The organism is Palleronia pontilimi (assembly GCF_016412875.1).
Lineage (GTDB): Bacteria > Pseudomonadota > Alphaproteobacteria > Rhodobacterales > Rhodobacteraceae > Palleronia > Palleronia pontilimi.
Genome location: NZ_JAEKPD010000006.1, coordinates 68,760 through 81,877 on the forward strand (window position 1 = coordinate 68,760; position 13,118 = coordinate 81,877).

11 protein-coding genes are annotated in these 13,118 nt (G+C 69.3%); 4 read left to right on the plus strand and 7 right to left on the minus strand.

Going from position 1 to position 13,118, the window contains the following annotated elements:
- The 3 genes from ILP92_RS06560 to ILP92_RS06570 all read left to right on the plus strand — a co-directional run bounded on the left by ILP92_RS06560 (position 1) and on the right by ILP92_RS06570 (position 3,824).
- The gene (locus tag ILP92_RS06560) at positions 1 to 873 is read left to right on the plus strand and encodes an SMP-30/gluconolactonase/LRE family protein (RefSeq protein ID WP_198915579.1); all 873 of its coding nucleotides are present in this window, start codon (positions 1 to 3) and stop codon (positions 871 to 873) included.
- 69 nt (positions 874 to 942) lie between these two features.
- Positions 943 to 2,835 carry a beta-galactosidase gene (locus ILP92_RS06565; RefSeq protein ID WP_198915580.1) on the plus strand — a complete coding sequence of 631 codons (1,893 nt, stop codon included), beginning with the start codon at positions 943 to 945 and terminating at the stop codon, positions 2,833 to 2,835.
- Positions 2,832 to 3,824 carry an aldose epimerase family protein gene (locus ILP92_RS06570; RefSeq protein ID WP_198915581.1) on the plus strand — a complete coding sequence of 331 codons (993 nt, stop codon included), beginning with the start codon at positions 2,832 to 2,834 and terminating at the stop codon, positions 3,822 to 3,824. The genes ILP92_RS06565 and ILP92_RS06570 overlap by 4 nt, the downstream gene beginning before the upstream one ends.
- Positions 3,825 to 3,912: 88 nt before the next feature.
- Here ILP92_RS06570 and ILP92_RS06575 read toward each other — a convergent pair whose 3' ends face one another.
- The 3 genes from ILP92_RS06575 to ILP92_RS06585 all read right to left on the minus strand — a co-directional run bounded on the left by ILP92_RS06575 (position 3,913) and on the right by ILP92_RS06585 (position 7,040).
- Complete coding sequence (locus tag ILP92_RS06575) at positions 3,913 to 4,509, minus strand: SCO family protein (protein WP_198915582.1); 597 nt, start codon at positions 4,507 to 4,509, stop codon at positions 3,913 to 3,915.
- Positions 4,509 to 5,018: a copper chaperone PCu(A)C gene (locus ILP92_RS06580; protein ID WP_198915583.1), complete on the minus strand. Its 510-nt coding sequence runs from the start codon at positions 5,016 to 5,018 to the stop codon at positions 4,509 to 4,511. Before ILP92_RS06580 ends, ILP92_RS06575 begins: the two co-directional genes overlap by 1 nt.
- A 159-nt stretch (positions 5,019 to 5,177) precedes the next feature.
- Positions 5,178 to 7,040 (minus strand): alanine--tRNA ligase, encoded by a 1,863-nt coding sequence (locus ILP92_RS06585; RefSeq protein WP_198915584.1) that lies wholly within the window; start codon positions 7,038 to 7,040, stop codon positions 5,178 to 5,180.
- 135 nt (positions 7,041 to 7,175) lie between these two features.
- On the opposite strand from ILP92_RS06585, the gene lhpI reads away from it, so the two are divergent.
- Positions 7,176 to 8,852 carry a cis-3-hydroxy-L-proline dehydratase gene (lhpI, locus tag ILP92_RS06590; protein WP_198915585.1) on the plus strand — a complete coding sequence of 559 codons (1,677 nt, stop codon included), beginning with the start codon at positions 7,176 to 7,178 and terminating at the stop codon, positions 8,850 to 8,852.
- Here the strand turns inward: lhpI and ILP92_RS06595 are convergent.
- From ILP92_RS06595 to dctP, 4 genes are read right to left on the minus strand one after another with little or no spacing between them, the layout of a single operon-like run.
- Positions 8,835 to 10,223 carry a mannitol dehydrogenase family protein gene (locus ILP92_RS06595; protein ID WP_497549931.1) on the minus strand — a complete coding sequence of 463 codons (1,389 nt, stop codon included), beginning with the start codon at positions 10,221 to 10,223 and terminating at the stop codon, positions 8,835 to 8,837. The genes lhpI and ILP92_RS06595 overlap by 18 nt on opposite strands.
- On the minus strand, positions 10,220 to 11,527 hold the full coding sequence (locus ILP92_RS06600) for a TRAP transporter large permease (RefSeq protein WP_198915679.1): 1,308 nt from the start codon (positions 11,525 to 11,527) through the stop codon (positions 10,220 to 10,222). Before ILP92_RS06600 ends, ILP92_RS06595 begins: the two co-directional genes overlap by 4 nt.
- Positions 11,527 to 12,033 carry a TRAP transporter small permease gene (locus ILP92_RS06605; RefSeq protein ID WP_198915587.1) on the minus strand — a complete coding sequence of 169 codons (507 nt, stop codon included), beginning with the start codon at positions 12,031 to 12,033 and terminating at the stop codon, positions 11,527 to 11,529. Before ILP92_RS06605 ends, ILP92_RS06600 begins: the two co-directional genes overlap by 1 nt.
- A gap of 60 nt (positions 12,034 to 12,093) precedes the next feature.
- Positions 12,094 to 13,110 (minus strand): TRAP transporter substrate-binding protein DctP, encoded by a 1,017-nt coding sequence (gene dctP / locus ILP92_RS06610; protein ID WP_198915588.1) that lies wholly within the window; start codon positions 13,108 to 13,110, stop codon positions 12,094 to 12,096.
- Positions 13,111 to 13,118 lie beyond the last annotated feature (8 nt).

Here is a 13,118-nt window from a genome sequence, read left to right on the forward strand (position 1 = left end):
ATGATCGAGACGGGCACCCCGGAGCTTCATGACAGCACCCGCTGCCTGCTGGGCGAAGGCGCGTTCTGGCACCCCGAGCGGCAGCAATTCTTCTGGGTCGATATCCTGTCGAAGCGGCTTCTGACCCGGGTGGACGGGGGCTTGCGCGACTGGACCTTCCGGCGCCACGTCTCGTGCATGGGCTGGGTGGACCGCGACCGGCTGGTGGTGGCCACGCGCGACGACCTGACCCTGCTCGACCTTGGCACCAACGCGCGCGAGCGCATCGTTCCGCTGGAAGACGACAAGCCGCTGAACCGCCCCAACGATGGCCGCGCCGATCCGCAGGGCGGGTTCTGGGTTTCGACCATGGGCGTGGCCAAGGGCGTGGGCGACGGCGCGCTCTACCGCTTTTATCGCGGCGCGCTCACGAAGCTGAAGGGCGGCATGACGATCCCCAACGCGATTTGCTTCACGCCCGATCATCGCCACGCCTATTTTACCGACACGCCGACGCAGATGATCATGCGCTGGCGGCTGGACGCCGACGGCTGGCCCGAGGGCAAGCCGGAAACCTGGCTCGACCTGCGCGACACGCCGCACCATCCCGACGGCGCGATCTGCGACGCGGACGGCAATGTCTGGTCGGCGCAATGGGGATCGGGTCGCGTGGTCTGCTATGGCCCCGACGCGCGCCAGATCCTGACGGTCGAGCTGCCCGCGATCCAGACCACCTGCCCGGCGCTTGGCGGCCCCGATCTGAACCTGTTGCATGTCACGTCCGCCGCCGTGGGCCTGGACGAGCCGACCATCGCGACCGAGGACGGCCATGGCCGCACCTTCCATGTCCAGACCACCGCGCGTGGCCAGAAGGAACATCGCGTGATCCTCTAGCCGCACCGCCCTGCTTCATCTTTCCATAAATACCTCAAACGCCACACCAGCCGCAGGCGATACAATCCCATGACGCAGCGCACGCTCGGCACCTGCTACTATCCCGAACACTGGCCCGAAGAGATCTGGCCCGAGGACGCGCGCCGCATGGTCGAGGCGGGCCTGACTTGGGTGCGGATCGGCGAATTCGCGTGGTCCCGGATCGAGCCCGCGCCGGATCGGCTGGACTGGGGCTGGCTCGACCGGGCGCTGGAAACCCTGGGCGCGGCGGGCCTGAAAATCGTCATGGGCACACCCACCGCCACGCCGCCGCGCTGGCTGGTGGAGAAGCTGCCCGACATGCTGGCCGTGGGCCCGGACGGGCGCCCCCGCGGCTTCGGGTCGCGTCGGCACTACTGCTTTTCCCACGCGGGCTACCTGGACGAATGCCGCCGCATCGTCACGCTTCTGGCCGATCGCTACGGCGCGCATCCCCATATCCACGCCTGGCAGATCGACAACGAATATGGCTGCCACGACACGGTGGTCAGCTATTCGACCGCCGCGCGCGATGCCTTTCGGGACTGGTGCGCGCAGACCTACCAGAGCCCCGGGGCGCTGAACCGGGCCTGGGGCAACGTGTTCTGGTCCATGGAGTACGACGATTTCGCGCAGATCGACCTGCCCACCGCCACCGTGACCGAGCCGAACCCGGCCCACGCGCTGGCCTTCCGGCAGTTCAGCAGCGACATGGTGGTGCGCTTCAACCGTGCCCAGGCCGAGATCCTGCGCGCCCGGACACGCGCGCCGCTTCTGCACAATTACATGGGCCGCGAGGTCGCCTTCGATCACTACGCGGTGGGCGCCGACCTCGATATTGCCACCTGGGACAGCTACCCGCTGGGCTTCCTGGAGGACCGCGTGCCCGCCAGCGACGACGGCCGCGCGCGGTTCCTGCGGCAGGGCCACCCGGACATGCAGGCGTTTCACCACGATCTTTACCGCGCCGTGGGGCGCGGCCGCTGGTGGGTGATCGAGCAGCAGCCCGGCCCCGTGAACTGGGCCGCCCACAACCCCGCGCCGCTGCCGGGCATGGCGCGGCTTTGGGCGTGGGAGGCCTTCGCCCACGGCGCCGAGGCGGTGTGCTATTTCCGCTGGCGCCAGGTTCCCTTCGCGCAGGAACAACACCACGCAGGATTGCTGCGCCCCGACAGCGCCCCCGCCCCAGCGCTGGCCGAATGCCGCTTGGTGGCCGACGAACTGGCCGCGATGCCCGACGCGGCAACGGCGCGCGCGCGGGTTGCGCTGGTCTTCGACTATGCCTCGGCCTGGGCATGGCAGGTCCAACCCCAAGGTGCCGAGTTCGACCATTTCGCGATCTGCTTCGCCTTCTACGGCGCGCTGCGGCGGCTGGGCCTCAGCATCGACATCGTGCCGCCCGACGCGGACCTGTCGGGCTACGCGCTGGTGCTGGCCCCGGGCCTGGCCACCCTGCCCGACGGGTTCTGCGAGGGGCTGACCGGCACCGCGATCCTGGGGCCGCGCACCAATGCCAAGACGGCGCAGATGGCGATTCCCGTGCCGCTGCCCCCTGCCCTGCCGGGCCTCGATACGGTGGTCGAGCTGGTCGAGACGATGCCCGCGGCGGGCGCGCTGCCGCTGGCGCAGGGGGGCAGGCTGGTCCACTGGGCCGAGCAGCTGGGCGGGACGGCCGAAATCGTCGAGGCCCGCGCCGACGGCCGCCCCGCCCTGGTGCGCGCGGGCAAGCTGCACTACCTGGGTGGCTGGCCGGACGCCGACGCGCTGGACCGGATCCTGCGCCGCGCCTGCGCCGCGGAAGGCATCGCCACGCTGGACCTGCCGCGCGGCCTGCGCGTGCGCGACACCGACACCCACCGATTCTGGTTCAACTACGACATGAAACCCGTCCGCTTCGAGGATCGCGAGATCCCGGAGGCGGGCGTGCTATGGGAGGCGCTATGAGCATCACGGATTTCGGAACTCGGTCGGACGGGCGCGCGGTGGGGCGCGTGACGCTGGAAAACGGATCCCTCAGCGCCAGTTTCCTGACCCTCGGCGCACTGATCCACGAGGTGCGGCTGGAGGGCGTCGCCCATTCGCTGACGCTGGGCGGTGAGACGCCCCGCGACTACGAGGGCGTGATGGAGCATTTCGGTGCGATCATGGGCCCGGTCGCCAACCGCATCACCGACGCGCGGGCGATGATCGACGGGACGGAATTCAGTTTCGACGCCAACCAGGACGGCCGCCACACGCTGCACGGTGGCAGCGCGGCCACCCACACGAAGCTGTGGCAGGTTGCGGATCACGACGCGCGCAGCGTCACCTTCGCGCTGGATTTGCCCGACGGCGAAGGCGGCTTTCCCGGACGACGCCGGATCGAGGCGACCTACACGCTCGACCCCGACGCGCTGGTGCTGGAGCTGCGCGCGGCGACGGACCGGCCCACGCTGATGAACCTGGCCAGCCACGGCTACTGGACGATGCAGCCGCCGGGCGACTGGAGCGGGCAGCGCCTGCAGATCCTGGCCGACCGCTACCTGCCCACCGACGACGCGAACCTGCCCACGGGCGAGATCGCGGACGTTGCGGGCACGGCTTACGACTTCCGCGAACCGCGCCTGCTGGACGCGGCCACGGCGCCGAAGCTCGATCACAATTTCTGCCTGTCGGACGCGCCGCGCGACCTGTCCCCCGCGCTGCGGCTGAGCGGGCCGGAGGGGCTGACGCTGGAGATCTCGACCACCGCGCCGGGGATGCAGGTCTTTGGAATGGGCAGCTTCGCGGTGGACGAGGCCACGCTGCACGGGCGTGGCTACCCGCGCTTCGCGGCGCTGGCCTTCGAGCCGCAGCACTGGCCCGACGCGCCGACCCATCCGGCCTTCCCGGCGGTCCTGCTGCGGCCCGGCACTGTCTACACGCAGACCAGCCGCTTCGCCTTTTCGCGGTGATCCGACAGAGGTATTTGAGGACCAGTGATGCACGCGCCATGCGCCCGGTCCGCGCCGTTCGGGACGGAGCCCGGGCGCGGTGCGGCGGTCAGGAGGCGAAGAGGCGGCGCAGCTTGTCGGTCGCGCGCTCGATGCCTTCGCCGTAGCCGATGGGCTCGAAGAGCCGCCCGTCTTCGTCGAAGAGCAGCGTCAGAGCCGAGTGATCCATGGTGTAGTCGTCGCCTTCGGTCGGGACCTTGCGGGCGTAGATGCGGAACGCGTCGATGGCCGCCGCGACCTGGTCGGGGCTCCCGGTCACGCCGATCACGCCAGGCGTGTAGGAGACGTAGTCGCGCATCACGTCGGGCGTGTCGCGCTCGGGATCGACGGTGATGAGGAAGACGCGGAGCTCTTCGCCCTCGGCCGCCATGGCCTCCTGCCAGGCCATCGCGTCGCCCATGGTCGTGGGGCAGACATCGGGGCAATGGGTGAAGCCGAAGAAGACCGCGGACGGGGTGCCTTTCAGCGTGTCGGCGGTGAAGGGCTGGCCGTCGGTGGTGACGAGTTCGTAGTCGCCCTGTCCCAGCGTGTCGCCCACGGACGCGTTCAGGCGCGGCTCGATCACGCGCAGCCACAGGACCGCCGCGCCCGCGAGGGCGACCAGAAGCCACAGGGCGATGACGAGCGGTTTCAGGCGCGTGGGCATCAGTGGTGCATCCCCGTCGTTTCGCGTTGGCCGGGCGCGGCTATGGCGAAGGGCACGTCGACAGCGCCCGCGCGCTCGAAGGTCAGGCGGACGGGCGCGATTTCGCCCGCGACCAGCGGGCCCGCAAGATCCATGAACATCAGGTGCGGGCCGCCGGGTTCCAGCGTGATCGTTTCCCCGGCCGGGACCGGCAGGCCGTCGGGCAGCGGGCGCATCCGCATCACGTCGCCGTCCATGCGCATCTCGTGGAGTTCCGCGCGTCCCGCCACGGGGCTGGACACCGCGACGAGCCGGTCGTCGGTGTCGCCCGCGTTGGTGACGGTCATGTAGCCGCCGCCGACCGGCTGGCCCGGCAGGGTGGCGCGCGCATGGGCGCCGGTGACGGTCAGATCGCCCACGGTGACGGCCGCGGCATTGGGCGCGGCGGCCGCGATATTGGCAAGGCCGAGGCCGAGCAAGACCAAGGTGGGGGTAAGGGGCGTACGAATTCGTGTGAACATGGCCGTCATGTAGCAATCGCCGCAAAGCTGCGAAAGGGTCGGACGTGTCGCAGGGGATCGACCGGGATTGGTCCCAGGATCAACGGCGCGGCTGACCCTGCGATCCGACCGAGGGTGGATTCGGCGGGACGCGGCGCTCGGTGCGGGGCAGCGGCGCGCGCCGCCCGGTCAGGCGGCGCGGAACTCGGCGCGGATGCGGCGCACCCCGGACGAGGAGGACCCTTCCTTGGTGATCTTCACGCGGCCGAATTCGGCCACCTCGGACAGGTCGCCCACATGGGGGCCGCCGCAGAGCTCCTGCGACAGGATCTCGCCGTCCTCGGCCTTGATGGTGTAGACCGTCACCACGTCGGGGTATTTTTCCCAGAACGAGCCTTCGATGCCAGCGTCCAGCGCTTCCTGCTTGGTCATTTCGGTCACGCTGACCGTCGCGCCGCGCGCGATGGCGTCGTTTATGAATGCCTCGACCTGGTCCAGTTCCTCGCGCGTCACCTTCTGGGGGTGGGACACGTCATAGCGCAGACGCTCGGCGGTGATGTTGCTGCCCATCTGGTGGACGTGGTCGCCCAGGACGCGCTGCAGGCCCGCCAGGAGCAGGTGCGTGGCGGTGTGGTAGGCGGTCGTCGTTTCCGAGTGATCGGCCAGACCGCCCGCGAACTTGCCCGCCGCTGCGCTGCGCGACTTGTCGGAATGGACCTTGGCGGCTTCGTCGAATTTCTCAGGCGATTGCATGGTCTTGCCCATCTCGCCCAGCACTTCCTCGGTCAGTTCCTTGGGAAAGCCGTAGGTCTCGTAGAACCGGAAGGCGTCGGCACCGTCGAGCGTGTCGTTCTTGGCGACGAAGGCGCGGATTTCCTTTTCGCCGGTGACCAGCGTGCGCTGGAACTGCTCTTCCTCGCGGGTGATGGCTTCGACGATCTTGTCGGCGCGGGCGTAGAGTTCCTGGAAGGACTTGGCCTCGTCGATATAGATGCGCGCCAGCCGCGCCATCAGGTCGGCGGGCGCGTCGAGGCCGCGGCCCACGCGCACGGCGCGGCGCAGCAGGCGGCGCACGACGTAGCCCGCGTCGGAATTGCTGGGCGTCACGCCGTCGCCGATCAGGAACGTCACCGCGCGGGCGTGGTCCAGGATGATGCGGAAGGACGACGTGTCGATCTCATAACCGTGACCGGTCAGCTTTTCCAACTCGGTGATGGCAGAGGCGAAGAACGGCGTGCGATAGACGTCGGGGTTGCCCTGCACGGCCGAGAAGATCCGCTCGAGCCCGCCGCCGTAGTCGATATTGGGCGCAGGGAGCGGGACGAAGCCGTCATCGGTCTTCTTCACGGACATGAAGACGTTGTTGCCGATTTCGACCAGGCGCGAATCGTCGGCTGCCGGGTGGTCGGTGTCGGGGCCCGAGGGGTCGAAATCGTAGAACATTTCCGAATCCGGCCCGCCGACCTCGCCCACCGGCATGTTTTCCGGGACGCCCGCGCGGGACCACCAGTTTTCGGACGTGTCATACAGGAAGATGCGGCCGCCGCGCGACATGCCGTATTTCGCCGGTTCGGGCTCGACCTTGGCGTCGATGCCGAGCTTGGCGAATTCGTCCTGCCAGATGGCGATGGCCTCGTCGTCCTGGGGGATGCCGAGCGCCTGGTCGCCCGCGAACACGCTGATATAGACGCGGCTGGCATCCAGACCCAGCACCTGGGTCTGCCAGCCGAAGATCAGCTCGATCTGGCGGCGCTTGTAGGTGGCGGGATCGGCGTTGAGCTGCCAGCGGCCGATCATCTCGAAGAAGGTCAGGTGGGTGGGATCGCCCACCTCGTCGATATCGCCGGTGCGCACGCAGCGCTGGACGTTGGACAGGTCGTCGCCCTTGGGGTGCTTCTGGCCCAGAAGGTAGGGGACCATGGGCTGCATCCCCGACCCGGTGAAGAGCGTGGTCGAGTCGTTCTCGGGCACCAGACCGTCGGACGGGATTTCGACCGACCCAGCGGCGACCATGTAATCGATGTAGGATTTGCGAAGTTCGTCCGGCGTCATCACGGGTGGGTCCGTCCTTGGGGTCATGGGATTGCGCGCGATGCGGTTGGGATCGCGGGTTTTTCGCTAGATACTGGACTTGCCAAGAGCCTGCAATCGGGGACCATGGGTTTTCGGGCCTGGGGGATTTGCGGGATGGCGCAGCTTATCTTGGACGTCCTCGCCGAGGGCCGCACGCTGGTCTGCGACGCGGGGTTGAGCGTCTGGGGCGGGGTTGACCCGGCGACCGGGACGATCGTGGACGCGCAGCACCCCCAACGCGGCGAAAGCCTGGCGGGGCGGGTGGTGCTGATGCCGACCTCGCGGGGGTCGTGCTCGGGCTCGGCGGTGCTGCTGGGCTTGGTGCTGGCGGGACGCGGACCGGCGGCGCTGGTCTTCGGCGCGCGGGAAGAGGTGCTGACGCTGGGCGCGCTGGTGGCCGCGCGGCTGTTCGGGCGGGCGCTTCCGGTGGTGCGCCTGGGGGCCGAGGATTACGCCCGCGTCGCGCGGTCCGGGCGCGTGGCCATCGGCGACGGCAGGCTGGTGGCGGACAGGGTTTCGCTGGACCTGGCGCCGCTTGGGGACGGCTTGGCCCTGGACGACCGGGACCGGGAGTTCCTATCGGGGACGCATGGCCGGGCGGCGCGGCTGGCGATGGGGATCATCTGCGACATGGCCCGCGTGCAGGGGGCGACGGGGCTGCTGGACGTCACGCGCGCGCATATCGACGGGTGCATCTACGCCGATCCTGCCTTCCTGGCCTTCGCGCGCATGATGGCGGATCTGGGGGCACGGGTGCGGGTGCCGACCACGACCAACGCGATCTCGGTCGATCGCGAGAATTGGCGCGCGCAGGGGGTGGACGGCGATTTCGGAACTGCCGCGCAGGCGCTGGCGGATGCCTACGTGTCCATGGGCGCGGCGCCGAGCTTCACCTGCGCGCCTTACCTGCTGGACGACCCGCCCGCACGCGGCGAGGTCATCGCCTGGTCGGAATCGAACGCGGTGGTGTTCGCCAACTCGGTGCTGGGCGCGCGCACGGCGAAGCACGCGGACTTGCTGGACCTGTGCATCGCGATGACGGGCCGCGCGCCCGCGTCGGGCGTGTATCTGGACGCGGGCCGCGTGGCGCGGCGGGTGGTCGATGTCGCTATGCCGCCCGGCGCGGACGATGCGGCGTGGCCCTTGCTGGGCTGGCTGCTGGGCCAGGCGTCGCCGGACCGGGTGCCGCTGGTGCGCGGGCTGGACGGCAGCCGCCCGGGTGCCGACGACCTGAAGGCTCTCTGCGCGGCGTTCGGGACGACCTCGGCCGCGCCGATGCTGCACGTGGCGGGCGTCACGCCGGAAGGCGACGCGCCGCCCGCGCCGGACGCGGATCACGTGCGGATCCGGCTGGCGGATTTCAGGCGCGGCTGGGCCGATCTCAATCGGGGCAGTACCTCGGTGGACCTGGTTGCCATCGGGTCGCCCCATGCCAGCGCGGCGGAGTGCCGGGGGTTCCTGGCCGCTTTGGGCGACCGGCGCTGCGACGGGGCGCGGGCGATGGCGACGGTGGGGCGCGCGACGCTGACCGGGTTGGACCGCGACGGGACGCTTGCGGCGCTGGGCGCGCGCGGGGTGCGGGTGTTGCCCGATCTCTGCTGGTGCTCGATCACCGAGCCGGTGTTCCCGCCGGACGCGCGCGTGGTGATGACCAATTCGGCAAAATACGCTCATTACGGGCCGAGCCTGTCGGGCCGCGCCCTGCGCTTCGCCAGCTTGGCGGATTGTGCCGAGGCGGCGGTGACGGGACGCGCGCCGGGGCGGCCGCGGTGGCTAGAGGGTGTCGAGTGAGGCGCGGACGCCGTTCCTCCAGATCCGGCGGGCGGCGTCGATCAGCGGCGTTTGCAGGCGCGCGGCCAGGTCGGCGGGGAAGATTCCGCGCACGGTCAGAAGGGCGGTGACGGTCGCGTCGGGATCGTCACTGGCCAGCGCCTTCAGTCGATCGGCCATGGGATCGCGCAGGTCGATGGGGTGGCCCCGCTCGTCCACGCCGCGCACGTAGCGCATCCACGCGGCGACGGCGTGGCAAAGGGCGGGGCTGGGCTGGTCCCGCTCAAGCCGGTCGCCGAGCGGGCCCAACAGGCGCTGGGGCAGCTTCTGGCTGCCATCCATGGCGATCTGCCAGGTGCGGTGCCGGATCGCGGGATTGGCGAAGCGGGCCCGCAGGCTGTCGGCATAGGCGTCCAGCGACACGCCGGGCGGCGCGGTCACGGTGGGCGCGATTTCGGACCAGAGCCGCTGCGCGTAGGCGGCGAAGACCGGGTCGGCCATGGCGTCGGCGATGGTCTCGTGCCCCGCAAGGTAGCCGGTATAGGCCAGCGCGGAATGGGCGCCGTTCAGCATCCGCAGCTTCATGCGCTCGTGGGCGGTGACGTCGGCCACCATCTCGGCCCCCGCGGCGGCGAGGTCGGGGCGGGCGCCGTCGACGAAATCGTCCTCGATCGCCCATTGGGCGAAGGGCTCGTGCATCACCGGCGCGGGGTCGTGCTGGCCGGTCAGGTGCGCGACGCGCGCGATATCGGCGTCGGTCGTGGCGGGCGTGATGCGGTCGACCATGGTGGCGGGGAAGCGTGCCTCGGCCGCGATCCAGTCGGCCAGGGCCGGATCGATACGGGCGGCGAGGTCCAGCACGACGCCGCGCAGCAGCGCGCCGTTGCCCGGCAGGTTGTCGCAACTCATCGCCGTGGAGGGGCGCAGGCCCGCGTCGCGGCGGCGCTGCAATGCGCGCACGAGGTAGCCGGGGGCCGAGACGGGGTGGGCGTCGGTCAGATCGTGGCGGATATCGGGGTGATCCGGGTTCAGCGCGCCGGTCGCCGGGTCGTGGCAATATCCCTTCTCGGTCACGGTGAGGCTGACGATCTTCACGCGCGGGTCGCACAAAACGTCCAACACCGCGCCGGGATCCTCGGGGGCGACCAGCACGTCATTCAGCACCGTCACGCGGCGCGGGGCCGGGGCGTCCGGGGTCAGCGCGACCGCGTAATAGGCCCAGCCTTGGCCGCGCAACGCATCGCGGGTGTCCGGCGTTCGAAGCGAAACCCCGGTGATGCCCCAATCGCCGCCCGAGGCCGCCATGGCGTCGGCCACGAACGGGCAGACGAAGGCGCGGGCGAAGGCGCCGAGGCCCAGGTGGACGATGCCCGTCGCGGGGCGGCGGCTCACAGGCTCGGCAGCCACAGCGCGAGGCCCGGGAAGACGATGAGCAGGAAGACCAGGAACATCGAGCAGCCGATGAACGGGAAGGCCGAGGTGTAGATGTCGCGCATGGACGTGCCCGCGGGGGCCACGCCTTTCATGACGAACAGCAGCAGTCCGAAGGGCGGCGTGGTGAAGCTGATCTCGAGCGCCAGCAGCATCACCAGCGCGAACCAGATGGGATCGAAGCCCAAGCCCTGCGCCAGCGGGAAGAAGATCGGCACCGTCAGCAGCATGATCGAGATCTGTTCCATGAACATGCCCAGCAGCAGCAGCACCGCGAACATCACCAGCAGCATCGCCAGCGGCGACAGGTCGAACCCCGTGGCCCAGTCGATCAGCCCGCTGGAGGCCCCCGAGAACGCCAGCAGCTGGCTGAACGTGGCCGAGCCGAAGACGATGAGGTAGGCCATCAGCGTCACCCGAAGCGCGCCGTCGATGGATTTCAGCAGGTTCTCCCAACTCAGGCAGCGATAGGCCACGGCCAGGATCAGCACGCCCAGAGCACCGAAGGCCGCGGCTTCGGACGGGGTGAAGATGCCGCCGATCATACCCGCCACGGTGATGACCATGACCGACAGCATGGGCACCACGTCGCGCAGGATCAGCCGCAGCTTTTCGGCAAGGCCCATGGACGGCACGTCGTAGGCGGGGGCGGCGTCGGGATCGATACGGACCTGCAACCAGATCGTCGCGATGTAGAGCCCGGCCAGGATCAGCCCGGGGATCACGCCCGCGATCAGCAGCGCGCCCACGTCGATGCGCGCCAGCGTCGCCAGCAGCACCGCCAGCGCCGAGGGCGGAATGATGATCGCCAGCCCGCCCGTGCCCAGGATCGGGCCAATTGACATGTGCTTTTTGTAGCCGCGGGCGTTCATCTCGGGCACCATCAGCGCGCCCAGCAGCGCGGTCGAGCCCATGGACGACCCCGACAGCGTGGAAAACCCGGTGCCGCCGATCACCGTGACGTAGGACAGCCGCCCCGGCAGGCGGCCCAGCAGCTTGTCGATGGCGTTGAACATGCGGCTCCCGAGGCCGGTGAAGAAGAAGAGCTCGCCCATCAGCAGGAACAGCGGGATCGGCACCAGCGCGAAGCTGGTCAGCGAGCCGAAGCCGTTGTTGAGAAGCTGGGTGATCCCCGCCTCGCCGCCCATGAAGATCCACGCGCCGATGATGTTGGCGGCCAGGAAGGCCAGCGCCACGGGCATCCCCGCCGCCATCAGCAGCATGATCGAGCCCAGCAGCAGGCCCAGTGCCGCGTACCATTCCATCATTCGTGGATCCCCGCCTCGCCCGAATGCATGAGCTCGGGGCCGAAGACGAAGCGGGCGAACTCGACGGCCATCAGCGTGAAGCTGACCGGGAAGGCCGCGGTCAGGATCCACTTGGGGAAGTAGTAGGCGCGCACGTCGTAATCGTTGCGCTCGAGGTTGGTGACGACCAGTTCCGCCCCCTTCCACGCCAGGATCACCGACACGACGACGCAAGCCGCGGCCACGAGGCGGCTGACGATGGCCTGCGCGGCGTCGGGCAAGGCGGCGGTGACCAGCTCGATATGGACGTGGCCCCGTTCGCGCACCAGCCACGGCGCGCCCAGCATGGTCATGTAGAGCAGCGCGTATTCCGAGGACGTGAAGAGCCACGCGAAGGGCTGCAGGCCCGCGTTGCGCATGGCGACCGACACGACGATCGAGACCATGAGCCAGACCAGCATGGCGCCCGCGATGATCGCCATGAGCGTCAGGACGGCGTCATAGGCGCGTCGGATGGAATGCATGGCGGGCCTTTCCCGGCGGGCGGTGCGGCGGCCCGGAATGGGGCCGCCGCGCGGTCTGGATCAGGTGGGATCGGCGCTTTCGTCGTAGAAGAGCTCGATCAGCTTGTCGTAGTTCTCGGTGCCCATGGGGTGCTCTTCCATCAGGCCCTGCATCCGCGCCCAGGTCTTTTCGCGCGCGGCGGCCAGGTAGTCGGCGGCGGCCTGCCCTTCGAGCGTGACGACCTGCATCCCCTGCTCTTCCAGGGCGGCGAAATCCTCGTCCCGCTTGGCCTTCAGCGCCCCGACCGATGCGGCTTCGTGCTCGATCGCGACGTCCTGCAGGATGGTCTTGGCCTCGTCGCTGAGGTTGTTCCACTTGTCGAGGTTCACGATCACGCCCAGGTCGGTCGAGAAGAAGCACGGCTCGATCCGGTAGTTCAGGAACTCGTTCCATTTCAGGTCGATCAGGCCGATCTGGGTCCAGCCGGTGGCGTCGACCACGCCGCGCTCGAGCCCCGAATAGACCTCGGTCGTGGGCAGGTCGATGACCTGCGCGCCCAGGTAGTCGGTGAAGAAGGCGTTGTAGACGGCGTTGCCGCGCAGCTTCAGGCCCGACACGTCCAGGTTGCCGTTGGCGTCCAGCGTGGGCTCGTCGCGGGTCCAGAGGTTGTAGCAGACACCACTGTCGAACCAGCCGAGATACTTCACGCCCATCTTTTCCTGGTGGATCTGGTCGATCAGCTCGATCCCGCCATTCTCGCGCGTCTCGATGGCGGTCAGGTTCGACGCCACCAGCGCGTCCTTCTCGGGCAGCGCACCGCCGTAGAACGAGCCTGGGGTATAGACCATGTCCACGACACCGTTGCGCACCGCGTCGGGCTGCTGGAACATGCCGATCGCCTCGGGGCCGCCGCGGACCTGGATTTCGACGACGCCCTCGCCGCGTTCGTTCACCTTTTCCACGAAATCCAGGAAGCTCTGGGTATAGATCAGCGTTTCGGGGAAGGCGTGGACGGCGGTCAGCGTGTCCTGCGCCTGGGCCATGCCGCCCAGCGACAGAAGGACCGAGACGGCCCCGGTGATGGGTGTCAGTTTCATGTAACTCT

Bases quoted from the DNA above. Each gene is read 5' to 3' on its own strand.
- ILP92_RS06570 (WP_198915581.1), top strand. From the start codon at position 2,832: ATGAGCATCACGGATTTCGGAACTCGGTCGGACGGGCGCGCGGTGGGG.
- dctP (WP_198915588.1), bottom strand. From the start codon at position 13,110: ATGAAACTGACACCCATCACCGGGGCCGTCTCGGTCCTTCTGTCGCTG.
- ILP92_RS06580 (WP_198915583.1), bottom strand. From the start codon at position 5,018: ATGACGGCCATGTTCACACGAATTCGTACGCCCCTTACCCCCACCTTG.
- ILP92_RS06605 (WP_198915587.1), bottom strand. From the start codon at position 12,033: ATGCATTCCATCCGACGCGCCTATGACGCCGTCCTGACGCTCATGGCG.
- lhpI (WP_198915585.1), top strand. From the start codon at position 7,176: ATGGCGCAGCTTATCTTGGACGTCCTCGCCGAGGGCCGCACGCTGGTC.
- ILP92_RS06585 (WP_198915584.1), bottom strand. From the start codon at position 7,040: ATGACGCCGGACGAACTTCGCAAATCCTACATCGATTACATGGTCGCC.
- ILP92_RS06565 (WP_198915580.1), top strand. From the start codon at position 943: ATGACGCAGCGCACGCTCGGCACCTGCTACTATCCCGAACACTGGCCC.
- ILP92_RS06575 (WP_198915582.1), bottom strand. From the start codon at position 4,509: ATGCCCACGCGCCTGAAACCGCTCGTCATCGCCCTGTGGCTTCTGGTC.
- ILP92_RS06600 (WP_198915679.1), bottom strand. From the start codon at position 11,527: ATGGAATGGTACGCGGCACTGGGCCTGCTGCTGGGCTCGATCATGCTG.
- ILP92_RS06560 (WP_198915579.1), top strand. From the start codon at position 1: ATGATCGAGACGGGCACCCCGGAGCTTCATGACAGCACCCGCTGCCTG.